Origin of the sequence: Parafrankia sp. Ea1.12 (assembly GCF_900465275.1) — a bacterium.
GTDB lineage: Bacteria > Actinomycetota > Actinomycetes > Frankiales > Frankiaceae > Parafrankia > Parafrankia soli.
The window spans coordinates 1-24,678 of sequence record NZ_UBIZ01000348.1 but is presented as its reverse complement, the minus strand read 5'-3'; the positions used below and the strand labels follow the sequence as shown (position 1 = coordinate 24,678).

At 69.8% G+C, this 24,678-nt stretch carries 20 protein-coding genes, 2 pseudogenes and 1 riboswitch; of the genes and pseudogenes, 12 read left to right on the top strand and 10 right to left on the bottom strand.

Annotated elements, in window-relative coordinates; translation table 11 throughout:
- Positions 1–94: 94 nt before the first annotated feature.
- Positions 95–511: pseudogene (locus FMEAI12_RS19380) on the bottom strand (transposase); the annotation flags it as partial.
- Here FMEAI12_RS19380 and FMEAI12_RS40015 point away from each other — a divergent pair.
- Positions 473–706 (top strand): annotated as a pseudogene (locus tag FMEAI12_RS40015) (MarR family transcriptional regulator); the annotation flags it as partial. The pseudogenes FMEAI12_RS19380 and FMEAI12_RS40015 sit on opposite strands and share 39 nt — an antisense overlap.
- Before the next feature lie 181 nt (positions 707–887).
- On the opposite strand, the gene FMEAI12_RS19370 reads toward FMEAI12_RS40015, so the two are convergent.
- On the bottom strand, positions 888–1,247 hold the full coding sequence (locus FMEAI12_RS19370; protein WP_112107136.1) for a hypothetical protein: 360 nt from the start codon (positions 1,245–1,247) through the stop codon (positions 888–890).
- Between the two features lie 18 nt (positions 1,248–1,265).
- Positions 1,266–2,066 (bottom strand): OmpA family protein, encoded by an 801-nt coding sequence (locus FMEAI12_RS19365; RefSeq protein WP_235014202.1) that lies wholly within the window; start codon positions 2,064–2,066, stop codon positions 1,266–1,268.
- Positions 2,067–2,618: 552 nt separating this feature from the next.
- On the opposite strand from FMEAI12_RS19365, the gene FMEAI12_RS19360 reads away from it, so the two are divergent.
- The 3 genes from FMEAI12_RS19360 (at position 2,619) to FMEAI12_RS19350 (ending at position 5,599) form a co-directional block, all read left to right on the top strand.
- Positions 2,619–3,773, top strand: a complete 1,155-nt coding sequence (locus tag FMEAI12_RS19360) for an IS3 family transposase (protein ID WP_146776731.1) — start codon at positions 2,619–2,621, stop codon at positions 3,771–3,773.
- Positions 3,774–4,280: 507 nt separating this feature from the next.
- Positions 4,281–4,673, top strand: coding sequence for a BlaI/MecI/CopY family transcriptional regulator (locus FMEAI12_RS19355; RefSeq protein ID WP_112107130.1), 393 nt, complete (start codon positions 4,281–4,283; stop codon positions 4,671–4,673).
- Entirely contained in the window at positions 4,670–5,599 is a 930-nt protein-coding gene (locus FMEAI12_RS19350; protein ID WP_112107128.1) for a M56 family metallopeptidase, read from the top strand. Before FMEAI12_RS19355 ends, FMEAI12_RS19350 begins: the two co-directional genes overlap by 4 nt.
- 151 nt (positions 5,600–5,750) lie before the next feature.
- On the opposite strand, the gene FMEAI12_RS19345 is transcribed toward FMEAI12_RS19350, so the two are convergent.
- The 4 genes from FMEAI12_RS19345 to FMEAI12_RS19325 form a co-directional block, all read right to left on the bottom strand.
- Positions 5,751–6,722 (bottom strand): C40 family peptidase, encoded by a 972-nt coding sequence (locus tag FMEAI12_RS19345; RefSeq protein WP_235014200.1) that lies wholly within the window; start codon positions 6,720–6,722, stop codon positions 5,751–5,753.
- A 159-nt stretch (positions 6,723–6,881) separates the two neighbouring features.
- A riboswitch (cyclic di-AMP (ydaO/yuaA leader) is annotated at positions 6,882–7,009 on the bottom strand.
- Positions 7,010–7,808: 799 nt separating this feature from the next.
- On the bottom strand, positions 7,809–8,408 hold the full coding sequence (locus tag FMEAI12_RS19340; protein WP_112107123.1) for a DUF305 domain-containing protein: 600 nt from the start codon (positions 8,406–8,408) through the stop codon (positions 7,809–7,811).
- Between the two features lie 91 nt (positions 8,409–8,499).
- Positions 8,500–8,904: a hypothetical protein gene (locus FMEAI12_RS19335; protein WP_131626729.1), complete on the bottom strand. Its 405-nt coding sequence runs from the start codon at positions 8,902–8,904 to the stop codon at positions 8,500–8,502.
- 636 nt (positions 8,905–9,540) lie between these two features.
- The gene (locus FMEAI12_RS19325; RefSeq protein WP_112107119.1) at positions 9,541–12,081 is read right to left on the bottom strand and encodes a cation-translocating P-type ATPase; all 2,541 of its coding nucleotides are present in this window, start codon (positions 12,079–12,081) and stop codon (positions 9,541–9,543) included.
- 740 nt (positions 12,082–12,821) lie between these two features.
- On the opposite strand from FMEAI12_RS19325, the gene FMEAI12_RS19320 reads away from it, so the two are divergent.
- The 7 genes from FMEAI12_RS19320 (at position 12,822) to FMEAI12_RS36660 (ending at position 19,585) form a co-directional block, all read left to right on the top strand.
- The gene (locus FMEAI12_RS19320; protein ID WP_112107149.1) at positions 12,822–13,931 is read left to right on the top strand and encodes a sulfite exporter TauE/SafE family protein; all 1,110 of its coding nucleotides are present in this window, start codon (positions 12,822–12,824) and stop codon (positions 13,929–13,931) included.
- Positions 13,932–13,972: 41 nt separating this feature from the next.
- Complete coding sequence (locus FMEAI12_RS19315; protein ID WP_071059600.1) at positions 13,973–14,194, top strand: heavy-metal-associated domain-containing protein; 222 nt, start codon at positions 13,973–13,975, stop codon at positions 14,192–14,194.
- 422 nt (positions 14,195–14,616) lie between these two features.
- Positions 14,617–15,294 carry a hypothetical protein gene (locus FMEAI12_RS19310; RefSeq protein WP_112107117.1) on the top strand — a complete coding sequence of 226 codons (678 nt, stop codon included), beginning with the start codon at positions 14,617–14,619 and terminating at the stop codon, positions 15,292–15,294.
- A 245-nt stretch (positions 15,295–15,539) separates the two neighbouring features.
- Positions 15,540–15,746, top strand: a complete 207-nt coding sequence (locus FMEAI12_RS19305; protein WP_071059598.1) for a heavy-metal-associated domain-containing protein — start codon at positions 15,540–15,542, stop codon at positions 15,744–15,746.
- A gap of 55 nt (positions 15,747–15,801) precedes the next feature.
- Positions 15,802–16,776 carry a hypothetical protein gene (locus tag FMEAI12_RS19300; protein WP_112107115.1) on the top strand — a complete coding sequence of 325 codons (975 nt, stop codon included), beginning with the start codon at positions 15,802–15,804 and terminating at the stop codon, positions 16,774–16,776.
- 24 nt (positions 16,777–16,800) lie between these two features.
- On the top strand, positions 16,801–19,170 hold the full coding sequence (locus FMEAI12_RS19295; protein ID WP_112107113.1) for a cation-translocating P-type ATPase: 2,370 nt from the start codon (positions 16,801–16,803) through the stop codon (positions 19,168–19,170).
- A gap of 250 nt (positions 19,171–19,420) precedes the next feature.
- On the top strand, positions 19,421–19,585 hold the full coding sequence (locus FMEAI12_RS36660) for a hypothetical protein (RefSeq protein WP_160144296.1): 165 nt from the start codon (positions 19,421–19,423) through the stop codon (positions 19,583–19,585).
- Positions 19,586–20,129: 544 nt separating this feature from the next.
- On the opposite strand, the gene FMEAI12_RS19285 is transcribed toward FMEAI12_RS36660, so the two are convergent.
- The 3 genes from FMEAI12_RS19285 to FMEAI12_RS19275 form a co-directional block, all read right to left on the bottom strand.
- Positions 20,130–21,461 (bottom strand): hypothetical protein, encoded by a 1,332-nt coding sequence (locus FMEAI12_RS19285; RefSeq protein WP_112107111.1) that lies wholly within the window; start codon positions 21,459–21,461, stop codon positions 20,130–20,132.
- 151 nt (positions 21,462–21,612) lie between these two features.
- Positions 21,613–22,518 (bottom strand): pyridoxamine 5'-phosphate oxidase family protein, encoded by a 906-nt coding sequence (locus FMEAI12_RS19280; RefSeq protein WP_112107110.1) that lies wholly within the window; start codon positions 22,516–22,518, stop codon positions 21,613–21,615.
- A gap of 159 nt (positions 22,519–22,677) precedes the next feature.
- Entirely contained in the window at positions 22,678–23,130 is a 453-nt protein-coding gene (locus tag FMEAI12_RS19275) for a VOC family protein (protein ID WP_112107109.1), read from the bottom strand.
- Positions 23,131–23,259: 129 nt separating this feature from the next.
- Here FMEAI12_RS19275 and FMEAI12_RS19270 point away from each other — a divergent pair, with 129 nt between their 5' ends.
- Positions 23,260–23,877, top strand: a complete 618-nt coding sequence (locus FMEAI12_RS19270) for a CGNR zinc finger domain-containing protein (RefSeq protein WP_112107108.1) — start codon at positions 23,260–23,262, stop codon at positions 23,875–23,877.
- Positions 23,878–24,678 lie beyond the last annotated feature (801 nt).

Below are 24,678 nucleotides of genomic sequence, written 5' to 3'. Positions count from 1 at the left end.
AATCTCCGGACACACCGAGGGGATTCAACCGAGCGCTGGATCAGGTCACGCCCATGGGCGTGGTGCACGGAGAGTGACTCCGCGTGATCCTGGTTCAGGTTATGCAGGGGAGGGCTTCGGGTGTCACGCTGATCTCGGGTGTGTCGGCGGTTTTCTGAGCGGGGTCGGTTCTGGCGAGAATTTCCAGGCCGATGTAACGGTGGGTTTCGATCCACTCATCGTGTTGTTCGGCGAGTACGGCGCCGACGAGCCGTATGATGGCCTCACGGCTGGGGAAGATACCCACGACGTCGGTGCGGCGGCGGATTTCCCTTTTCAGGCGCTCCTGCGGGTTCGAGGACCAGATCTTCCGCCAGACCTCCCGCGGGTAGGCGGTGAACGCGAGGAGATCCGCTTTCGCGTCGGAGAGATGGTCGGCAACCTTCGGGAGTTTCTCGGTGAGTGCATCGACGACCCGGTAGAACTGCACGCTGACCTCAGCCGCGGCGGGGTCGTGGAGCGCCGCGAGGATCCCAACGACCGGCGGCGGCGAATCGTGAGCATCGCCGACGTCGGCCGCCCGGCGATCGAGGCATGGCTCGGTCCGGGGGCCGCCGCCTGGCGGGAGGCCCTCCAACCGCTGGCCCCAGCCGAGCGCCGCCTGGTCGTCGACACCCTGCGTGCCTATGAACGCGCCGCCGGCAAGCGAGCCCCACCCGCGAGCTGAGCCGGTCGCGGTCAAGCGCGACATGCGTTCATGAACGGTCGAGGGTGCCATGCGCTCCCAAGCGGTCGCCGAGGCGGCCGGCGGTGGCGCGACTGGAGGATCACCGGCGGACCAGGTCCGCGCGACTCCGTGAGGTGAACCCGTCCCGGCCGATCGCCGGGGCAGGCTCCCCCGGGCGTCATCACGGGGGCAGCTGGGCGCGAATCGTCGCGGCGACGTGCTCGGCGTCGGGGGTGCCGACGACGAGCCGGCGGAAACCGCGACCTGGCCGGAGCGTGACGATCACGGCGGGCTGGCGGAAGCGGCGGAGCGCGACGAAGTCCTTGCCGCCTCGGTAACGCCAGGTGCCGAGGGCGCCGATGCCAGGTGCCGCGGTTCCGGGCGCCCGCCAGCCCCGGACTTCTCGGAGGGGTTTCGCGACGGCGTTCACGTCGAGCACGTCGTCCACGGCCACCGAGACGTTGCCGTGGAGAGCCGCGACCCGTTCAAGCAACGACAGGGCGACGTCGATCCGCCCGTCAGCGATCACAAGCCGGGCCATCCCGCGGACCTTCCTCGATCAGGCGGCGGGGAGCCGCAGGACGATCTCGACCCGCCGGTTGAACGCCTGGCCTTCGGGGTCGGGCGTGCCGTCCGGGTTGGAGTTCTCGGCGATCGGCTGGCCGCTGCCCAGCCCGATGGCGGTCACTGTGGTGGCGTTGACGTCGTGGCCGGTCAGGTACTGGCGGACCACGGCGGCCCGGCGTTCGGACAGCTGCTGGTTCGCGCCGGCGGTGCCGGTGGAGTCGGTGTGGCCGCGTACCTGGATCTCGCCGCCGGCGAACGTAGAGTTGATCAGCCGGATGGTGTTGTCCACGGTGTCGGTGCTGCCGATCTGGTCGCTGCCGGTGGCGAAGAGGTTGTCGCTGTTGAAGACGACGATGACGACCTTCGCGCCGGCGTCGTCGCGGGCCAGGAGCAGGCTTCCCGAGATGCCGTCGAGGTTGACGTCGATCGACCCGGGAAGTCGGTAGAGGGAGCCCTCGACGAGGCGGCTGCCGTCTTCCGGCTCGTTGGGAGTCGTGATCTCGCACGGGATGCGCAGCACCAGCCCGCCACCGAAGTCCTGGGTGCCGCAGGTCGGGTCGAGCTGCCCGTCGCCGCCGTAGTCGTCCAGGCCGGGCTGCGCTCCCGGCGGGAGCGGAGTCGCCGACTCTTCCGGCGCGGCCTCTGTCGTCGGCGTGGCCGTCGCCGCGACCGGCGGGCTCGAACTGCTGGCCGCCCTGGTCTCCGGCGTCTCGTCCGAACCGCCGCAGCCGGCGCCGACCGCCATGATCAGCACCGCCGACGCGAGCAGACGCCGCCTGTGGTGTCGATTCATCTGTCCCCCACCCCCCGAGTTGGAGGGGAGCATACGGGCGAAAGGCCTGCTGGACGTACCAGCTGCCGCACACGCGACAGGAAGTGGCTCCCGCGGAGACCACCGGGAAGAGACGATCGATCAGGACCGGGACGGCGTTGGGCGTGCTGCGTGCGCGGCTGGTCGACGGCCTGCTCTCGGGTGGGTGAACCCGGAGGGCAGAGGTCGAGGCGGCGTTCCGGGCGGTGCCACGGCACCCGCCGTCGACGGCAGCCACCAGGCCCGGCCCCGCCCGCGGGGCGATCACACACCGGCCGCCGGAGCCGGCTCACCCGGGTGGCGGGATGGTGTCGACCCGTCAGCGTGAGTATCCCGGTGGTCGCGCGCGGGCGGCTGCCGCGCAGTTCGTCACCGCTGAGCGTGACCTCGCCGCGCAGGCCAGCGACGGCAACGCGGATGAGCGCGTTCCCCGCGTCGGGCAATGGGCTCACCCGGTACTCGACCTGCACCCGCCCATAGCTCGTGGCCCAGCCGGGTGACCATACCCGCGCTTCCCGGACCGTGCTCCGGGCCATGGTGACGTCACATTCGACCACCTCGACGATCGAGTCCGGATCGGGCCGCACGAAATTCATCCATTCACGGAGTTCTCCCCCGGAACGCAGCCGTTCGATCTCGTTCGGCGTCGAGGCGAGGACGGCCTCGACCCGAACAGGAGCAGCCGGAACTCGTAGCTCCGCGGCCACACCCGCAATCCATCCAGGACGACGGCGATGCCGGGCCCTCGGCGAGCACGGTGTAGCGCCGCACTCCGCCCGGAATCAGGACCTGGCCGGCCCCCGGGCGTTGGAGGCGGCCGAACGCGCCCGGGTCCTGGCCGTGCTGCACGACCCGCGGTTCGCTGACGCCAGCCCGGCGCAGGTCTGGGCAACCCTGCTCGACAAGGGCGTCTACCTGTGTTCGCAGCGCACCATGTACCGGCTGCTCGCCGAACGCGGCGAGACCGGCGACCGCCGCGCCCAGGCCCTCCACCCGCCCAAGGTCAAACCCGAGCTCCTCGCCGCCGGGCCGAACGAGGTCTGGACCTGGGACATCACCAAACTCCCCGGCCCGCAGAAATGGACCTCCTACTATCTGTACGTCATCCTGGACGTCTACAGCCGGTATGTGGTCGGCTGGACGCTTGCCGACAAAGAATCAGCCGCTCTCGCCGAGAACCTGATCGCCGCCACCTGCGACAAACAGAACATCTCTCCCGGGCGGCTCACCGTGCACGCCGACCACGGCAGCTCCATGACCTCGAAACCCGTCGCTTTCCTGTTCGCCGACCTCGGGATAGTCCAGTCCCACTCCCGGCCCAGGACATCCAACGATAACCCCTACTCCGAGTCCCAGTTCAAGACTTTGAAGTACCGGCCGGGTTATCCCCGCAGGTTCGACAGCATCGAAACCGCACGCGCCTGGTGCCGCGAGTTCTTCGACTACTACAACGCCGACCATCGGCACTCCGGGATCGGTCTGCTCACCCCCGCGACCGTCCACCACGGCCAGGCCGAGACCGTCCAGGCCGCCCGCGCCCAGGTTCTCGCCGCCGCCTACGCCACCCGACCGGACCGGTTCGTCCGCCGCCCACCGACACCACCGCCGCTGCCGACACCAGCCTGGATCAACCCACCCGAACAGACCCACGACCAGCCAACCGCCGACACGGAACACCCAGCTCAGTAGTTCCTACAAGATCTTGCCTCGATCAGGTTGACGGGTTCCGCCCTCGCTCGCGGACGGCGTCCCAGCAGCAGTGCCGTTTCCTCACGAGCCTGGTCGACGTACCTCCTGGCGCGATCCACCCACACATCCTCTCGTTGCCCCCAATGCGGCGTAACTACTATGTCATGTAGCAGATCAGCACCCTCCCGGCACCTGGGCCCACAGGCAGGACCACCGAGCAAGTCGGCCCACACGCGCATTCGGGACGTCCTCCACTCCAAGCTAGGGTAGATTGCGCCCCATGAGACTCACCTCAGCAACTACGATCCATAGTAGGTATCGGCGACAAGGGGTCGAGCCACGCCAGTCCGTCCGGCGACGGGCAAGACTGCGGGGATGGACGTACGTCACCGGCCGCAGCGATGTCCAGATGCAGCCGAAGGCGGTGACCGGGGCAAGCAGGACCGCTCGCGTAGGCGCGGGATGAGATGGACGCGGTGCTTGTCGGGTGCCGTACGAGGGGGAGTTGTGGAACAACTCGGCGACCTGGAAGCCGAAATCATGGACCGGGTGTGGTCCGCACGCGGGCCGGTGGCTGTCCGTGATGTCCGGGCACTACTCGCGCCAACACGCCCGTTGGCCTACACGACCGTGATGACCGTCATGGACCGGCTGTTCCACAAAGGGTGGCTGACCCGGGAACGAGCCGGACGTTCCTACCGCTACCAGCCCGCATTGGGCCGCAGCGCCTACACCGCCCAGCTGATGAGATCCGTGCTTTCCGGGGCGGACGACCGAGGCCTGACGCTGCTCCACTTCGTGCACGCCATGGATGCTGCGGAGTACGAGACGTTGCGCGAAGCGGTGCAGTGGCACTCCTCCAGCCGTGGTCGCGACGATGAGGAACCCACCCCATCATGATCTTTGGTGTTCTCGCGGTGTACGCGGCCCTCGTCGCCTACGGTCTGCCCTACGCCCTCCGCGCTGCTTCCTGGACGTCCCGTGCGCCGCGGCTCGCCGTCGCCATGTGGCTGGCCGCGATGATCTCCGTGGTCTCCGTGGCGGTACTGGCCGCAACGCTCCTGTTCATACCGCTGCACGCGATCGGGGACACGCTGGTTCTGCTTGTCCAGTGGTGCGGTTGGACCAACCACAACCTGACGATCTCCATCCACTGGACGACTCCACGAGTTGCCGGCGTCGTCCTGAGCACCGCTGCGGCGCTCCGCCTCCTTCATGTCGCCGTCGCCGTCACCATCACCGGCCGTCGATCGCGCGTCCGTCATCGGCATGACGTCCGATTGCTCGGGCGCTTTCATCCCACACTTCGGATCTACATACTGGATCATGCTGATCGCAGTGCGTTCTGCCTACCGGGCCGGAGCGGGGGCGTCGTCGTCACCGAAGGCGCGCTGCAAGCGTTGCATCCCACCGAACTCGACGCCGTCATCGCGCATGAACGCGCCCATCTCGCAGGCAGACACCACCTCATCCTCACGACGGCAGCCGTGCTGGCCGGAGCCTTCCCAGCCGTGCCGCTCTTCGGGACAGGACAGGAGGAGCTACGCCGACTCGTCGAACTCACCGCTGACGACAGCGCGGCCCGGCGCAGCGCTCCCCACGTCGTCGCCGAAGCAGTGCTACGGCTCGCGGCTCCCCCAGCATCCGTGCTGGGCATGGCGAACACCGGCGTACGGCAACGGGTACTGCGTCTCTTGACCGCGGAGCCGCCCCTGTCCCGTCCCGCCGTCGTGGCTCGCAGCCTCATCGTCGCCGTGCTGCTCCTCCTGCCACTCGTTATGACCACGGTTCCCGCCCTCAATGAGCTCGGATATCACTGCGTCTGATCGTCTCGCTGCGACCGCCTGCAGCACCATGGCCTTCACAGCGGCGTGGGAGTCAGACCAGACCGGCTGGCCTACTAGGGGATCGGTTGCAACGACCACCGGCACCTCGCCGCCGAAAGCCGCCCGGGCCACGATGGCCAGTGGAACCGGCTCAGGTCACCCGACCGACCGAGTAGGAGTCCGCCCAGATGGTCTGGAGCTTCACCACGTCACCGGTCTTCGGCGCGACCCACATCTTCCCGCCACCGGCGTAGATCCCCATGTGGTAGATCGCGCCGGGCTGGCCGAAGAAGATGAGATCGCCTGGCTGTTCGGAGCCCTGAGCGATCCTGGTTGTCGCCGCGTACTGCTGGTCGGTGGTCCGGGGAAGTGTCTTGCCGAGCTGCTTGTAGATGTACTGCACCAGGCCGGAGCAGTCGAAGCTGTACGGCCCGGTCGCCCCGTAGACGTAGGGCTTACCGGCTTGCCGCGACGCCAGGTATACGGCTTTCTCCCCGAGCGTGTTGGCCGGGATGCTGACGTCGACCGCCGGAGTCTCGACGTTCACGGCATTGCTGGTGCCCTGCACAGATACCGGCGGCGGGGCCGGGCGTACGCGCAGCGTCGCCTCGTTCTCCGAGCGGGCGGACTGGAGGGCGTCCGTTCCATCGAAGATCACCGTGACGTTCGTGGTGATGAGGACGCGGGCCGTGTAGGAGGCGAAGCCACGCTCGTCGGTGGTCAGGTGCAGGAAGGTCGCCCAGCCGGTGGGTAGCTTGACCTGTACCTTGATGAGCTGGTCCGCCAGCGGGGCGTGGGTCTCCTCGTTGAACAGCGAGAAGCCGACATTGACAGGCTCGTCCGCGTTGACAGTCACGTCGGGGTTCGTCACGCGCAGACCCACGTCGATCTTGGACGACAGAGTCGGTGCAGAGATGTCCGTCGTGGCATCAAGGACGGTGCGCGACGCGCCCTCTCCCGCGGCACCCTGGACGGGGCCGTCGACTGCCACCCGGGACCCGATCTGGGTCGCGAGCGTCAGTGACGTGGTGTTCGTGCTGTCGTCCAACGCGCCGTCCGAGCTGGGCTCCGGCGCACATCCAGCGAGAGCCATACCGGAGACCACGACAGTGCCAGTGGTCACCGCTGCGACAGCGCGGGCCCGCGCTCTGGCCCGGCTCGACGCTGTGGGGACGGACGGAGCCCGGTGGCGACCGCGTCCCTCCTGTCGGCGTCTTTCTGCATCAAGCTGCGCACTCTGCGCAGACACCATGGTGATCCTTCCCCTACGCCTGCGAGGTGATGCGAGGTGAGCTGTCGGGTTCGGGCTGGGAGCCCGGCCGAACGCCCCGTGCGTATTCGGCTTCACCCCAAGGGCATCGAAGGAGGCGACGCCCGGAGGAACGTGGTTCCCCCGCTCCTGCCCCAGATGCAAGTCGGAGGGGTCACCGGACCAGGGGCAGGATTCGGCGTACGGTCCGATGCTGCAGCAGATGCACACACTACCAACTACAGAGCATAGTAGGTAGCAATCGGAAGATCTCAGAAGATCTTCGACGGACATCCACGCCGCTCCAGCAAGATCTAGGTTCGCCGAGCGGAGTAGACGCGCCTTTGGAGTGCCTTCGATCACCAGATCGCGGTCAGACCGCCACCCAACCAAGCCTCCCCGGGCCCGCGCAGCGAGGATCAGGACAGCAATTCGGCGCACTGCGTCCGGACACCACCCACCCTTCGCGAGGCTCGGCACCTACTACGAGACATAGTTGCCCGGGGTGAGGGGATCTCTCGGTGCTGACCTCTCCACCACCGAAAGACATTGATCATCGAGACTGGTGGCTGTCGGAAGGATTGACGGGACGTCTGTCGGGGCCGCCAAAGCCGCTGCGGCCCGCGGTGTCCGATGAACGGTCGGGTAGTCCGGGTGGATCGTCTTGCCCCGTCGCCTTGCTCGCAGGTCCGAAACGGGCCGTTAAGGCCACCATCTCCGGCAGGACGGTCTCCGGCACCGGCCTGGTGCCATGCCACGAGGGCCGCTCGCGGCCCACACCTGGTCCATGGCCTCGACTTCGAGGTCTCCCAGCCGTTCCGCTGTTCCGGTCGTCAGCTGTCTCGTCGTCAGGTCATTCGCCGCGACCGACGTTCGCGTTCGTCGTGCCGAGTGTCGCGCCTGGGACCCGAGGTGCCCTGGGACACCGGCGCGCGGCCGGTGCCCCAGGGCCCTGCTCGGCTATCCGGTACCGAGCAGGCCCTTCATGGTCTCGACCTCTGTGGTCTGCGTGGACTCGATCGTCCTGGCCAGGGCCACGGCGTCGGGGAACTGTCCGTCCCGCTGTTCGGTGCGTGCCATCGCAATCGCACCCCCGTGGTGCCGGATCATCATCTCCAGGAACATGCGGTCGAAGTTCGGACCAGACGCCGTCTGGAGAGCGGTCAGGTCGCCCTCCGACATCATTCCCATGTCGTCGGTGCCATGACCGCCGGCGCCGGGCATGGCGGTGGGTTCGCCCCACGCTGCAAGCCAGCCGGTCATCGTCTCGATCTCCGGTGCTTGCGCGGTCCCGATCTGCTGGGCCAGCGCGAGCACCGCCGGATCGGCGGCCCGGTCGGGTGCCAGCTCCGCCATCTTCACGGCCTGCTGGTGGTGCGGGATCATCATCTGGGCGAACATCACGTCCGCGTTGTTGTGGGCGCTGTCGCTGGCCTCACTGCTGCTCCCTGCTGTGGCGGACGACGGGCCCGTCGGGGTGTCGTCGCCCCCGCACGCCGCGAGCGTGGCTGTCAGGGCCAGTGCTACGGCGGCGAGTCCAAGGTGGCGTCTTCTTCGCACGAGTCGTCCTCGGTGTCGGATTGCCAACGGATCTGAGGCCGGAGTCGTCGAGCGCGCCGACAGGCGTGCGTGACGTCCGACGCAGGTCCGCTCACAGCCGCCACACGCAGTAGACAGACAGGTCGGTCACGTACCGAGGCGGCGGCGTCTGCGGTGGGTCGCCACGCGTCCCGGTGAAGGCAGAGGCACCGAAGGGGGTGGACATGGCCGCCAGGCCGTGTTGTTCGCCGCCGTGAACCGGTTCGGGGTCGTCCCGGAACACCGCCGAACAGAGCACGCCCTGGTGGCCGTGGGGTTCGGCCCCAGGCTCGTGCGAGTGGGACCAGTGCGGGTGAACGTCACGGTCGGTTCCCTGGACACAGGGCGGCGAAACGAGCGCGTGCACCTGCGCGGCCAGGCCGGCGTGCATCGCCAGCAGCCCGAGCAGGACGGCTGACACGAGCGTGAGTCGAGCCCAGAGCGCGCCGTGTCGTGCCGGTGTCTCGCAGCGCGTCACGTCACCCTCTTCCGCGTCCGCCACCCAGAGCCTACTACGCAAGATAGTTGTTGCCGCCATGACCGTTCGCCCGCGGGGGCGCGAGGTGCCACCCAAGAAGGGGCCATCAGCCCTTTTACCTAGCCATGACTCCCCGAGGCTCGCTGGCCGAGGGCCACGACAAGGCCATGCACACGGCGGCGCTCCGAAGGAAAACTACTATGCTCCGTAGTGGTAGTTCGATTCGGGAGTTCGCCGCCAAGCTTGTAGAGGGGAGCAGAGTCCGTGCCCGCACCGACCTCCGATCGCCCGAAGCGGTTCGCGCGTCTGCAACCGTCCCGCGCCAGGTACCAGGCCGGCGGGTGCGCCGCGGCCGGACGGGCTGGTGGGTCCCCCGGTGATGTGGGTCAGCGACCCGTTCGTCGACTCCGGCAGGGGCTTCTGGGCCAAGCCGGAAGGCGCCAACCCCGGGTACACAGAGGAACCCGGAGGGCGGCTGGACCAGGCCCGGCCCTGACGTCTTACTGCCCGGACCAGTACCGCACCCCGGACAACGTTGCCGCCTACGCCGGGCTGGGCCACGAGTTCGCCAACCGGTTCGAGCAGGTCGACATCCTGGTGTGCAGTGTCGGCACCGGCGGCCACCTCGCCGCGGTCCTAAGCCGAGGCCGGTTCTGTCAACGTTCGCGGCAGCTTCTGCCGTTTGAGCAGCAGGGCGTTCACCGCGACCAGGAAGCTGGACCCGGACATGGTCAGCGCGGCGATCTCGGGTCGTAGCGTGAGCCCGACGAGGGGTTCGAAGACGCCGGCGGCGATCGGCAGCGCGACCGCGTTGTAGCCGACGGCCCAGGCCAGGTTCTGGCGCATCTTGCGGACGGTGGCGCGGCCGATGAGCAGGGCGGCGGGCACGTCGAGCGGGTCGGAGCGCATGAGCACCACGTCCGCGGTCTCGATCGCCACATCGGTGCCGGCGCCGATCGCGATGCCGAGGTCGGCCTGTGCCAGCGCCGGAGCGTCGTTGACGCCGTCGCCGACCATCGCCACTCGTCGGCCGCCCGCCTGCAACCGGGCGACCTCGGTGGCCTTGTCGCCTGGCAGGACCTCGGCGATCACCGTGTCGATGCCGAGTTCCTTCGCGATCCGCTGCGCCGTGCCCAGGTTGTCGCCGGTGAGCATCACGACCTCGACGCCGGCGTCGTGCAGTGCGGCAACCGCCGCCGCGGCGGTCGGCCGCGGTGTGTCGGCGAACCCGACGATGCCGGCGATCCGCCCGTCGACCGCCACCAGCACGGCCGTGCGCCCGTCGGCCGCGAGGGCGTCCAGCCGGTGGGCGGCGTCGCCGAGCGCGACGCGCTCGGCCCGCATCAGCCGGCTGTTGCCGACCGCGACGCGGTGCCCGTCGACGGTGGCCACCGCGCCTTGCCCCGGGACGTTGCGGAACGCCTCGGCGTGGTGCCGGGGCATGCCGCGCGCGTCGGCACGGCGGGCGACCGCCGCCGCGAGCGGATGCTCGGATTCCCGTTCGACCGCAGCCGCCAACCGCAGCAGGTCCTCCTCGGGGAGGTCGATCGTCTCGACGTCGATGACCTCGGGCTCGCCCTTCGTCAGTGTGCCGGTCTTGTCCATGACAACCGCGGTGACGCCGGCAGCGGTCTCCAGCGCTGTCGCGTTCTTGAACAGGACGCCCCGGCCGGCACCCAGTCCGGTGCCCACCATGATCGCTGTCGGGGTGGCCAGACCGAGGGCGTCCGGGCAGGTGATGACGACGACGGTGATCGCGAACAGCACCGCCTCCTGCGTCGGTCGGTCGGTGGCGAGCAGCCACACCAGCAGGGTGGCGAGCCCGCCCATAAGGGCTATCAGGACGAGCCAGTACGCGGCCCGGTCAGCCAGCCGCTGGCCGGGAGCCTTGCTGTTCTGCGCCTCCTGGACCAGGGAGACGATCTGCGCCAGGGCGGTGTCGACGCCGACTTTCGTCGCTCGGACCCGCAGGGTGCCGGTGGTGTTGATGGTGGCACCGATCGCCTCGGAACCCGGCGCCTTGTGGACGGGCAGGCTCTCGCCGGTGACCATCGACTCGTCAATGTCGGACTCGCCGTCAGCGACCACTCCGTCGACCGGAATCTTGCCGCCCGGCCGGACCAGCAGCAGGTCCCCGACGACCACCTGCGCGGTCGACACCTCGACAGGTTCGCCGTCCCGTAGCACCAACGCCTTCTCAGGCGCCAGCTCCAGCAACGAGCGGATCGCGTCGTTGGCGCCGCCGCGGGCACGCATCTCGAACCAGTGGCCCAGCAACACGAAGGCGGCGAGCACGGTAGCCGCCTCGTAGAAGACCTCGCCGCCGCCGGTGAGGGTGACGACCAGGGAGTACGTACAGCCGGTACCGATCGCGACGGCGACGAGGACCATCATGTCCAGGGTCCGCGCACGTAGCGCTCTGAACGCCCCGTCGAAGAAGATCCACGAAGCCCAGAAGATCACTGGCAGGCTCAGGAACAGCTGGAACACGTCGTCGCGCAGCCCAAGCGGGGCGGGAACCTCGAAGCCGAGCACGTCCCTGCCGATCGCCGACCACAGCAGGATCGGGACCGAGAAGATCACAGCCACCAGGAATCGGTGGCGCATGTCGGCGACCATCCCGGCCATCGACAGGTCGCCGTGCCCGCCGTGGCCCATTGCCTTATGCGGAGAGGCGACCGGGGTCCGGTCGTCTCCTGGTCCGTGGCCGGCGTGCCGAGCGTGTGGTTCGTGCACGGCGTGTGCCTCGTGGGCAGCAGGCGGGTGAGGGGGATGGTGCGACGGGACGTCCGGTCGGGGTCCGACCTGGCCGGACCGCGGTTCGCTCGCGGCCTCGGCATCCGAAGCTCTCGCAGGTGAGACCGGCACGGACGCTACCGGTGTGTGTGCGGGGGGCCGCCCCGGTTCGGCGAAGGGATCACAGATGTGCGCCGGAACGGACAGCCCGTCGCAGTGGTAGCCGCAGTCGCGAATCCAGCCCGCCAGCTGCGCCGTCGAGGTCTGTTCCGGGTCGAAGCGGACCAGCGCGGTCTGCGCCACCGGGTTCGCCGCCACCTCGACCACCCCTGGGCGTCGGCCCAGCACGGCCTCGACACGCGCCTTCTCCGTCGCCCACCGCAGCCCGGAGACCTCCAGAACCACGGTCGACGTCCGACCGTCGTCCACCTGTGAAGACATGACCGGCTCCTCCCCGCAAACGACCGCCGGCGGGCCGAGCCAGGCCCGCGCTCGGACCAGAGAACATACATCTATACCCCCCATGGGTATAGATGCGTTGCGTTGCCCACGGGAAGGCAGGCGGCAGGTCCGCCCGGGTCGCGCTCCCCCGCACCCGGTCGGGCCACGGGACCGGAAGTGGGCTGAGAGTGGCGGACCACCAAGCCTTCGCTATCTACTGCACCCCGTAGTAAGTCATCAAGCCGCATCATCTTCCTTGGACGGTTGGATCGCCTGCCCACCCTCCCCCCGCGACAAAGGCCTAGATGCCTGGGGCAGGAACTACCAAGGATCGAGGGCGCCAGCCGCTGCCACCGTCGCTCTCTCGGCAGCTGGAAGGACCACTTCGGCCGGTCACTGTTGACCCGTTTGTCTACTACGTGCGGTAGTGGTTTAGCGTAGCCTTCGGCCACTCACGCCGGACCGCGTGCCGATCCTGCCCCGGTCTCGGCGCTCCCTTCGACATGCACGTCGGGCAGGAAAAGGGTTCCGTCCTTCCTCCGGGCGCCACGACTGGCGAGGCCCCGGAGAGGGAAGCCGGACACGGCAGCCGGTAGGCGCCGCCGTACGAGAAGGAGCCCGCGATGTCGGGCGTCGCTGCCAGCGCCTTCTCGCGAGACGCCCAGCTGGTGCTCGACCGGGAGTCCTTCGGTACCCTCGTCCGCCGTCGCGGAGGTTCGGTGAATCTCGCAACTGTTCTCGTGACCGGCTTGTTTGCGGGCGGGGTGTCCTGTGCCGCGGTACAGGGCGGACTGCTGACCGGTCTGATCACCCGGCAGCGTGCTGCGGCGGCGGGATCAGCGCGGCTGCCCGGTGGCGCACCCGTCCGAGGCCGCCACTCGGCCCGTGGCCAACGGGCGCGGTCTGGTCCAGGGAGGCGGTCGCCGCAAGCAGGGAAGGAACCGGACTGGCGCGCGCAGCTCGGCGACGACCTCGTGCCGGTCGGTGGGTTCCTGGCCGGCAAGTTGGTCTCCCACGTCCTGCTCGGGGCGCTGCTGGGAGCGGCCGGCAGCGCGGTGGAACTCTCGGTCGACGCGCGCACCTGGCTACAGACCGGCGCCGGCCTACTGATCATGCTGTTCGGTCTCGCCCAGCTGGGCGTACCCGGATTCCGCCGCGTCGTCGTTGAACCGCCCGCGTCGTGGACGAGGGTCGTCCGCAGGCGTGCCCGTTCCCAGGCCGCGTTGGCACCGGCGCTGCTCGGTCTGGCCACCGTGCTCATCCCGTGCGGCGTGACGCTGTCGGTGGAGGCGCTGGCACTCGCGTCCGGGTCTGCGCTGGCGGGCGCGGCCACGATGGGTGTGTTCGTCCTTGGCACCGGCCCGCTGTTCGCCGTCCTCGGCTACGCCGCCCGCAAGGCCGCGACCGCGTGGCGTGGCCGACTGGCCGTGGTCACTGGACTGGTCGTGCTGGCGATGGGGCTCTACACCCTCAACGGCGGCCTGCAGCTCGCCGGCTCGCCCCTGGCCGCCAACCGGCTCGCCGAGACCCTCGGTCTCTCCCAGCCGCCGACGGCCGATACGTCCGCCGCCTCGACCGCCGAGGGCCGCCAGACCGTGGAAATCACCGCTCGCGCCGATGCCTACAGCCCAGGCAACGTCCAGGTGCAGGCCGGTGTGCCCACCACGCTGGTCGTGCACTCGGACAACGTGCAGGGCTGCATCCGGTCGTTCGTCATCCCTGACCGCGACGTCGAGGAGGTCCTGCCGGTCGAGGGCGACACGACGATCGACCTGGGCGTCCTGGAGCCCGGCCAGCTGCGCTATGCGTGCGGCATGGGCATGTACACCGGCCTCATCACCGTCGTCTGACCGCGTCCGCTTCAATCGAACAAGGAGAACGGAGTACTACAGTGTCCGTCGCCACACACACGTTCCGCGTCGAAGGAATGCACTGCGGCAGCTGCTCGCTGCTCATCGACGACGCGCTGGAGGACCTGCCAGGCGTGCGCGCCACCCAGACCGCCCTCAAGCAGGCGCGCACCACGGTCGAACTCGACCTCAGCCAGAACAGCCCGCAGGACGTGGTCAAGGTGATCGAAGAACTCGGCTACCGGGCCTCGCCGCTGTTGTGACGGATCCGGGCAGCGGACACGCGAGCTGGCGGCACGCCGCGGAGGACGAAGCTCCGGGTGGACGACACCGCGGGCATTCCGCCACGGAGTGGCCCATCGACACGGCGCCTACCACTGGCCCATACGACTACCGCGCCGGCGCGCCCGACCACGTGAGGCGAACCGTGGACAGTCCACCAACCGCACCGCTCGTCATCCGCCAGACGGGACGCCACGCGGCACGCAACGCGACCCCGGCCAGGCGGTCGTCCCCGCGGCCGGGCGCGGCCTCGGAGCGGCTTCGTCCGGGCGACCGGCATGAGCACGAGCAGATCGAGGGCCCCTATCCGTCTTCGGCGTCGTACACCGACTCGTCCCCGGGCCCGGTCGATACTGCGGGCGCGTCACGCACGACAGGTCGGAGGCGAACCGAGCCTCGGATCATGACCGACATCGGGGCAGGCAGGATCATGGCGGCGTTCGCCTCGCTCGGCGCCGCCGCCACCCATCTCGCTGTCGCGCCGAGCCACTTCGGTGACTGGCAGCTGTCAGGGATGTTCTTCTTCGCGACGGCGGTCTTCCAGGCGGGCTGGGCGCTCGCTGTGATGCGGGGGGCCGGCGGGCGGACGATGGCAGCGGGCCTGCTGGTCAACGCCGGGTCGATCCTGTTGTGGGCAGTCAGCCGGACCTCCGGGCTACCTGTCGGCCCCCACTCCGGCATGCCCGAACAGATCGACAGAGTCGACCTCACCACGGTCGCGTTCGAGGCAGCGGTCTGCGTCCTCGCGCTGTGGTGCCTGTGGTCCCGGCACGCGCGCGGGTTCCGCTCCTCGCTCAGCGCGGCCGTCGTGATCGGTGCCGCTGGCGCCGGTGTTGCCGGCCTCGCGCTGCCCGCGGTAGAACTCGCCGGTTCGCACAGCCACGGCCACGAGACCACGGACGAGTCCGTCCCGCACTCCCACGGTCAGAACGGGGAGCATCCAGCGACCCCAACCCCAGGCGGCGGCGAAGGCGGGACGCCCCCCACACCACCGACGGTGGGAGAGACCGGCGAACCGGAGCGGCCTGCGCCCACGTCGAGCCACGCCCATCGCCCCGGCACCGCACCTCACGACGACTGAGTCTGGCTTCCCGCGCTTCCGCGCTGGCGGGTGACGTAGGACGGCACGCTCGGTCGACCGGGGCGGGGCGATGGACGTGGGACGGCGAGTCGACCGCGCGTTCCTTCTGCCAGTGGCAGCGAAGGGCGCACCCCTTCCCATGGATACCCCCCGGGGGTATGTTCGGTACGTCGAGTTGGCCGCCGCCAGTACGCGCGGCCCGTCGAGTACCGGCGCATTACCAGACTCCGAGAGAGGACCTCCCGATGACCACGACCACCTACACCGTCACGGGCATGACCTGCGCCCACTGTGTCGCCTCGGTCACCGAAGAACTCGGCGAGATCGCCGGCGTCACCGACGTGGCCGTGGACCTGGGCTCCGGCGCGGTCACCGTGACCAGCGACCGGCAGCTCGATCCGACCAAGGTGCGCACCGCGGTCGAGGAGGCCGGCTACCAGCTCGTCGGCTGAGGCCGGCGCCCTGCGGGTCGCGGCCACGGCCAGGCCCCGCGAGAAGGGAGTGCGAATGAACACGATCGCGAAACTGTCCGCCTTCGGCACAGCGCTCGCCCTGGTCATCGGTGGTGCCTACGGCGTCGGCGCGGCGGTCGGTCCGCTGGACGCGGCCACCACCAGCCCGGAGCACAGCTCCGACACCGGCAGCACCGGCCACGGGGACGGCCACGGCGGCACCGCCCCCGATGACGCCTCGGACAACGCCTCGGACCTGCCGGGCGGGTTGGCGTCGAGCCTGAGCGGCTACACCTTCACACCCACCGCGTCGACCTTGACACTGGATGACACGGACGACTTCACGTTCCGGATCACCGGGCCTGACGGGGACGCCGTCACCGCCTTCGACGTCGAGCACGACAAGCGGATGCACCTGATCGTGGTGCGCCGCGACGGCAGTGCGTTCCAGCACCTCCATCCGACGATGGCACCCGACGGGACCTGGTCCGTTCCCCTACTGGTGCGCACGGCCGGTTCCTACCGGGCATTCGCGGACTTCACCCCCACCGGCGCCACGGCCACCACCCTGGGCGTCGACCTGACCGCACCGGGCCGGTTCGAGCCGATCACCCACCCGCCGACACGCAGCGCTTCGGTGGACGGCTACGAGGTGACTCTCGCCGGCGACCTGGTCGGCGGGCAGGCGTCGCCGCTCACCCTGACGGTTCACAAGGACGGGCAGCCGGTGACGGACCTGGAGCCCTACCTCGGCGCCTACGGGCACCTGGTGGCGCTGCGTGAGGGCGATCTGGCCTACCTGCACGTACATCCCGACGGCGAGGACACGTCAGCCGGCCCGGACATCCCGTTCGTGGCCGACGTACCCACCCAAGGCAGCTACCGGCTGTTCCTCGACTTCCGACACGACGGAGTCGTCCGCACAGCGGAGTTCACGGTGCCCACCGGACCGGCCGTGCCGGACGCCGCCACGACATCGCCCACGACATCGCCCACGGCGGGGCACGCCGACGACAGCCACGGGCACTGATCGCGAGAGGAGACATCGGCCGGCATGAGCACCACAACCACGACCGCCACCACCACCACGGCGCACGCCACCGACGCCCCGGTCACCGAGATCGAGCTCGCGATCGGCGGGATGACCTGCGCGTCCTGCGCCAACCGGATCGAACGCAAGCTGAACAAGCTCGACGGCGTCACCGCCACCGTCAACTACGCCACCGAGAAAGCCCGGGTGAGCGCCCCCGAGGGCGTCGACCCGGCCGTGCTGGTCGCCCAGGTGGAGGCAGCCGGCTACACCGCCGAACTGCCCCGGCCTCCGGCCGCGGGCCTGGAACCGGCCGTAGGTGTGGCCGGCACCGAACCCGATCCGACCCGGCCGCTGCGCCACCGCCTGATCACCAGCATCGTGCTCGCGGTTCCGGTCATCGTGATGGCGATGGTCCCAGCGCTGCAGTTCACGAACTGGCAGTGGTTCTCGCTCGTCCTGGCGAGCCCCGTCGTGACCTGGGCCGCCTGGCCCTTCCACCGCGCCGCCTGGACGAACCTGCGACATGGCGCCGCGACGATGGACACGCTGATCTCGATCGGCGTCGGTGCGGCGTTCGGCTGGTCGTTGTACGCGTTGCAGTTCGGCACAGCCGGGACGCCGGGGATGACGCACCCGTTCGAGCTGACGATCGCCCGCGGCGACGGCAGCGGCAACATCTACCTGGAAGTCGCGGCCGGAGTCACCACCTTCATCCTCGCCGGCCGGTACTTCGAGGTACGGGCCAAGCGGCAGGCCGGCGCTGCGCTGCGCGCGCTGCTCGAACTCGGCGCCAAGGACGTGGCGGTCCTGCGGGACGGCACGGAGGTCCGGGTCCCGATCGGGCAGCTGGCCGCCGGCGAGCGGTTCGTCGTCCGGCCCGGCGAGCGAATCGCCACCGACGGCACGGTCGAAGAAGGCTCCTCGGCCGTCGACGCCTCGATGTTGACCGGCGAGTCCGTCCCCGTGGAGGTCGCCCCGGGCGACGCGGTGACCGGCTCGACGGTGAACGCCGGCGGGCGGCTGGTCGTGCGCGCCACCCGGGTCGGCGCCGACACCCAGCTGGCCCAGATGGCGAAGCTCGTCGAGGACGCCCAGAACGGCAAGGCCGCCGCGCAGCGGCTCGCCGACCGGATCTCCGGTGTGTTCGTGCCGGTCGTCATCGCCCTGGCCGCGGCCACCCTGGCCTTCTGGCTCGGCGCGGGCGCCGGCCCGGCCGCCGCGTTCACCGCCGCGGTCGCCGTGCTGATCATCGCCTGCCCGTGTGCCCTCGGGCTGGCCACCCCGACGGCACTGCTGGTCGGAACGGGCCGGGGAGCGCAGCTCGGCATCCTCATCAAGGGCCCCGAAGTACTCGAATCCACCCGGCGCGTCGACACGATCGTGCTCGACAAGACCGGCACCGTCACCACGGGACGCATGAACCTGGTCGAGATCCACGTCGCCACCGGCGTCGACGAGACCGAGATGCTGCGGCTCGCCGGAGCGCTGGAGAACGCGTCCGAACACCCGATCGCCGCCGCGGTCGCCCGCGGCGCCCGCGAGCGGGTCGGCGACCTGCCCGACGTCGAGCAGTTCAGCAACCTCGAAGGACTCGGCGTCCAGGGGGTCGTCGACGGGCACGCCGTCCTCATCGGGCGGGCGGCCCTCCTGGAGAAGTGGAGCCAGCCGCTGCCGCCCGACCTCGCCACGGCCAGGACCACCGCCGAGGCGGCCGGCCGCACCGCCGTCGGCGTCGCCTGGGACGGGAAGGCCCGCGCCGTCCTCGTCATCGCGGACGTCGTGAAACCCACCTCGGCACAGGCCGTTGCCCAGCTCCGCCGGCTGGGGCTCACCCCCGTGCTGCTCACCGGCGACAACACGGCCGTCGCACGCACGGTCGCGACAGAAGTAGGCATCGAAACCAGCCCGGGCACCCTCATCGCGGAGGTGCTGCCAGCCGACAAGGTCGACGTGATCAGGCGCCTGCAGGCCGAGGGCAAGGTCGTCGCGATGGTCGGCGACGGCGTCAACGACGCCCCCGCCCTCGCCCAGGCCGACCTCGGCCTCGCCATGGGCACCGGCACCGACGTCGCCATCGAGGCCAGCGATCTCACCCTCGTCCGCGGCGACCTGCGGGCCGCCGTCGACGCGATCCGGCTCTCCCGCCGCACCCTGGCAACCATCAGGGGCAACCTGTTCTGGGCGTTCGCCTACAACTTCGCCGCGCTGCCCCTGGCAGCGGCAGGCCTGCTCAACCCGATGATCGCCGGCGCATCCATGGCGTTCAGCTCGGTGTTCGTCGTCGCCAACAGCCTGCGACTACGCAGGTTCACCGCACAAGTCGACATCCCACCCACCACGACAGCACCCATCCCCCGACCCCACCGAGACACCGCGAAGACATCCAGCTGAGACCGTTGGACCCGCTGGGCTACCCGGGTAGCAGCAACCTGCTCGCACCAGGGCGACGAGGATGACGCCGGACAGGAGACCAGGTTATACAGGCGGATCCGAGCACGCTGGTGGCGGTCAGGGCGGCAGGATCATCACAGCGACCAGCACGGACGCGACCGCGTTCGCGCGCTCCTCGGGCCAGCTGGTGACGGACACGGTGGACAGCAGGCCACCGCCCAGTAGTCCGTTAGCGGTGTAGGACGGGTTCGTGATCGCGGTGCTGGGCTGGTTCGACCTGGAACGTACAGTTTTCAACATCAAAGTGGTCGGCCAGGCACTTTCCAAGCCTGTCGAGGCCCTGCTCCCCGTTCACGGGGGCATCGTCGACGACCACGCCTGGCACCGCCAGGATATGCGCACTGACCGCGAGTAGCCTCCAGCAGGACGTCGACCGCCGCACGTCTCAGCCCCTAGGTCCGAACTCGTCGACCAGCCGGACCCACCATCACTACACTTCGTAGTCGAGATCCACCGGTATGTTCGAGGGGTCGAACCAAACGATCAACACCCCGACCTGGACATCTTCCATTCGATCAAGCGTCGAATCTAGTAGGTCCTACCTATTTGCCCAGGTCAGGGCATTGTTACTCATCGTGGTGGACCGACAGGGGCTCGAACCCTGACGTCGCGGCGCCTCCGGGAGCCGCCCTTCGTTGAGGCAGCTGACCATCCGGGCCGAACGGCCGCAGTCAGCCCGGCGACTGGACCGGGCTCCGAAGCAGCAGCGTCAAATCTGGGCCGGTCGCCCACAGTGCACAAACGGACGCGGCCCGCGCCCCACGGGGCGGCCCGGATTCGTTGTCAGGACGGTTCTGTCAGGCCGGGCGCTGCCTCGGCGTTTACACCAGATCCGACGGGCCACCCTCATACGGGTGCGGCGGCACCGTCAGGTGGTCGCCCGCTCGCTCGTTGGCGCCTCAGCCGGTCGGGAAGGGGCGTTCGGTCTGGCCGCTGGCGGTGGTCATGGCCCACAGCGAGGGGCATCTCCCAGCTGCTGCGCACAGATCGAGGAACAGGTCTCGGGCTGTCTGCACGGTGAGGGAGTCCAGCTCCGTCCGGCGCCGGAGGCGTAGACGGCTGCTGCCGGTGAGCCGGCCGAAGGCGTCGATGAGCCAGGCAGGGTGGATGTCGCCAGCCGCGACCTGGACGCGGAGGCCGGTGGGGTCGGGGTTGTCGACGACGACGTCGTAGCCGTGGAGCGTCGCCAGCTCATGGGCGAGTGCGGCGGCGTGCGGCTGCCAGCGCTCCATCGCCACTGCCACGTTCGGCGAGGGGACGGTCAGGCTGACCTCGAACGCGGGGTCGTAGAAGTCGAAGAACGCCAGAATCGACGGCGTCTTCGACGAGGTCCCCGGCCGCTTCGGCCAGTAGCCGGGCCAGTAGGCGACCCCGACCGCGGCCCGTGCCCATTCGGCTGGTCGACTGACCGAGGTGCTGGCCCCGGCGAACTGCATGCCCTTCCAAGCCGGGGTCGAGTAGTCGACCCTTTCCGCCTGCAACGCGGCGGTGAAGCTGTCGAAGAACAGCCGCAGCTGAGGATAGAGCTGTCCGATCGCGGTCCGCTGTGCCGCCGCCACCTGCTCAAAGGCGGCCAGATCCAGGCGGTGGAACACCTCGCGTACCTCCCGACTTTCCATGAACCTCAGGGCGTCGTCGGCCAGGCACCGTTCGTGGGGAGCCAGCCCGTCGGCGGTGTCGAGGCAGGTGGCGATCCGGTGCCAGGGCAGCCAGCGGAACCGCCCCGCACCGACGTCCGGTACCAGCTGACGGACGGACCGTTCGGCCAACTCCAGGTCTGCCTTGGGCCGGATCGCTCCGACGGTCACGGCCACGACCACCGGGTCCGGCCAACCGCGAGCCGCGGTGACCGTGCGCAGTGCGGCGTACTGGGCGGCGAGCTGGTGCAGCGGTTCACCGCCGGCCGGCCCGTCTGCGGGGTAGACCGAGAACGGGGAGGTGTACTTCGCCTCGAACACGACCACCGTCGTCCCGGCGGTCACCACCACGTCCGGCTCGACCCGCATCCCCGGCAGCTGGGGAACCTGGTAACTCGGCCACAACTCAACCCGCGCGCGGTCCAACGTCTCCGGATCGACCGGCACGCCGACGGCGGCGAGCATCGCCCCGAGCACCCGCCGATAGGGCAGGTGGCGAATCGCGCCGAACACCGCGTCGGTCAGCGCGTCCTCAGAGCGGTCTGACACTGTCCCGGCGGCGGGATCCAGCTTGCCGGCCAGGATCGCGAGCATCGACCCAGTATGACCGCCCCGATCTTGGCCCCGCCGACAAGGACCGGTAGTCAAGGCGTCGACGCGCGTCGAGATCTCTGGCCGACTCGAGGGCGCACCCAGCGCGGCGTCAACATCACCAAGGGGACTCGAATCACTACCCCAGCACCGGTCACTCTGTCCGGTGAGCTCGTTCTCGCGGGTCGCGGGGGAATCGTGCGATGAACCAGCGTTGCGGGATGGCCGCCGAGACCTGGACGACCCGCTGCACCTCGAAGTCGACGACGCGCTGCGCGCCGGGCACCGTCGCGGCCCGGTCGGGATTCCAGTCGACCCGGGCGCGACCGGTGAGCTGCAGGGTGTGGCCGTGCTCCCAGTCGAGGAAGAGCAGACCGCAGCGCGGGTCGAGCTCGATGTTGCCCAGCGTCATGTACATCGAGTTGCCGCGGTACTCAGGCCAGGTCAGCCGACCATGGCCGGTGACCGCGACAAAGCCCGGCTTCCCGCCCCGGTGCGACGTGTCCGCCCCGAGGCCGGCGGCCTGGGTCGCGACGAAGAAGGTGTCGGCTTCGGCGATCCAGCGCCGCTGGCTGGCGGTGAGCCCGGTGGTCACCACGATGGGCCCGCGCGCCGCCTCGGCGTCGTCCCGCGCGAGGTGGCGTGGCTGGATGTACTTCGGACAGTTCGAGTAGACCTGGTCGGTGTTGACCACCATCCGGCCGCCGTCACAGCGGGCCTTCCCGTTGGCCCGCATCCGTCGGCGGCTGGCTGGGTCGAGGGCGAGCAGGCCGACGTCCCGCCGCGCGGCGAAGGCGCCTTCGAGGGGATCCCCGGCACCGGGCAGGGCATCGACGACGATGGTCTCCTCGTCCGCCGCGGCGACGAAGCCGGCCGTGCCGGTCAGCAGGCTGGCCCAGACCGCGCCGGCCTCGTCGGCGGCTCCGAGCAGGAGGATCCGTTGCTGCCCGAGGAACTCCGCGGCCACTGGTGGGATGGTGGCGCCGACGACGGCCGATCCGCGCGGGCCAGGGGGCAGGCTCGCGCGCGCCTGTACCGAACGTTCGCCCGCGTGGAGCATGACTGGTTCCTTCCGTCAGGTCGGGTTGGCTCGTCGCCTGGCCCGCGCAGGCGGTCCAGCTCGTGTCGGCTCCCGGCGTCGCGGGGGTTCGGGATGGCCGCCGTGGTGGCCCGGGCGGGACGCCCAGAGCCACCACAGGCCGCGTCGGGATCCCGGCTGCTAGAAGAAGCCGCAGGTCGGGGCGCCCTGGGTTGGCACGGGTGCGGCTTCGGCGCCGGTTGGGGCGAAGATCTCCAGCCGGATGCCGTCCGGATCGGTGAAGAACACACCCCCGGACGACGCGCCCTCGCCGTGCGCGACGACGCCGTCGTAGAGCGGCTCGACGCCGATCTCGCGCAGCACCACCTCCGTTTGGCGGACCGCCTCGAGGTCGGCGACCTGGAACGACAGATGGTGCAGCCCGGGCAGCCCTGTGGGGAACGCCCCCTCGCTCTGCTGCCACAGGGTGAGCAGGAGCGTGCCATCCCGGCCGAGGAACGCGAACTTCCGGTCGCCGTTGGTCTGCCCGCCCAGCTCCTCGAGGCCGAGGACCCGCTGGTAGAAGGCGGTCGAGCGGGTCAGATCGGTCACGTTCAGACCGACGTGGCCGGTCTGCGGCCCAGGATTGCCCATGTGTACCTCCGATTTGTGGATCTGGTTCCGACTCGCGAATCAGCCGTTCTAACGGCCCGACTGCACCCATCCCGTTAGAAAGATGCCCGAGCCTTCTAACGGTGTCAACCCGGAGGTAGCGTTAGATTGATGGAGCAGGCCCCTCCTGAGTACGACGGCGCCCCGATGCTCGGTGAACCGCCGGCCATCGAGCTGGGCAACACCATCTACGCCATGCGGGGCCGTCCCCGCGACGCCCTGCGGACGGTGCTGGAACTGGTCGACTGGATGCGCGCGATGCGTCCGCGGCTCACGGTCGCGCTCACCGAGGACGACCTGCGTGCTGTCGGCGAGGATGACCTGCGGATGGCACGCGAGCTACGAGACACGGTCCGAGCGCTGGCCGGTGCGGCGGCGAACGGCCGCGAGGCGGATCCCGACGCGGTTGCCGCCCTGAACAAGCTCGCCCGGCGAACACCGTGGTGGCGCGAGCTGCGCGTCGACCCCGAACCCCGGGTGGTGGTGAGCTGCGCGGACCGACCCGTCACGCTCGCGCTCACCGCGCTGGCCGACGACGCAGTGCGCCTGTTCGGCGGACCCTCCGGCGCCGAGGTGCGGGCCTGCCACCGGCCTGGCTGTGTCCTCTATTTCGTCCACGGCGCGCCGCGGCGAGAGTACTGCTCGGCTGGCTGCGGCAACCGGGCCCGAGCCGCCCGCCACTACGCCAAGATCCGCCAGGCCCCTGATGGAGCCACCGGGTCGCCGTAGCGGGCTCCAGTGTCGTGACGGTCCGGCTACGCGGACTGGTCAGCCGACCGCCAGGTATGGCTTGGGCCCGGTCACGCGCGAACGCCACCGCGATCGCCGTCCCGAGCATCAGCGTGGACGTTCCGGACCACCGTTTCAGCTCCAGCCCGCGGCCCGTACCGCCGCGGGCTGGTACTGCGCGGGTATCGATTGTTGCCCATCCGCAGGTGGCGTTTTAGGCGCGAGCGGTGGCGGCGGTACTGCCGCTGGTAGCAGCGGCGCCAGGGCTGGCCCTGATGGCGGCAGCGGTGCCGGTGTCGACGGCGCCATCTCGCCCGCTGTCCACACGGCACCGGTGACTGCGCGCCTCGCCCTCGCTGCCTCCGCGAGCCCCGGCCGCCCCGTCGGCACCAGACGTGAGCTCAGCCAGTCCTCGACTGCGTCCATGACCACCGTCATTGCCATGAGCGCGAGAGGAAACAGCAGAACGATAAAGATCACCTTGCGGATACCTCACAGTACGGACGAAATCCTCGGATCGTGAAGGGATAGCCCAGATGTGCTAGCCCGTTCGGGTAGCCCTATTGCCGCAGCGGCAGGTTACGAGCTCTGACCGATCGATGGGACAACCTGGCATAGGCGTAGGTGGCAAGCCCGCCGGCGGCTCCAGGGGCGGTGCGCCGGCGCACCCGCGACCCTCCCTGTCAGACTCGTGTGAGACACCCTCGCGGGTGCGGGTTGGCTACGGAGGGGTGATCGGAGATCCTTGTGTTCGTGGAGTCAGAGTCGCAGGAGAGCCCGGGCGAGTCCCCGCCGTCGCGT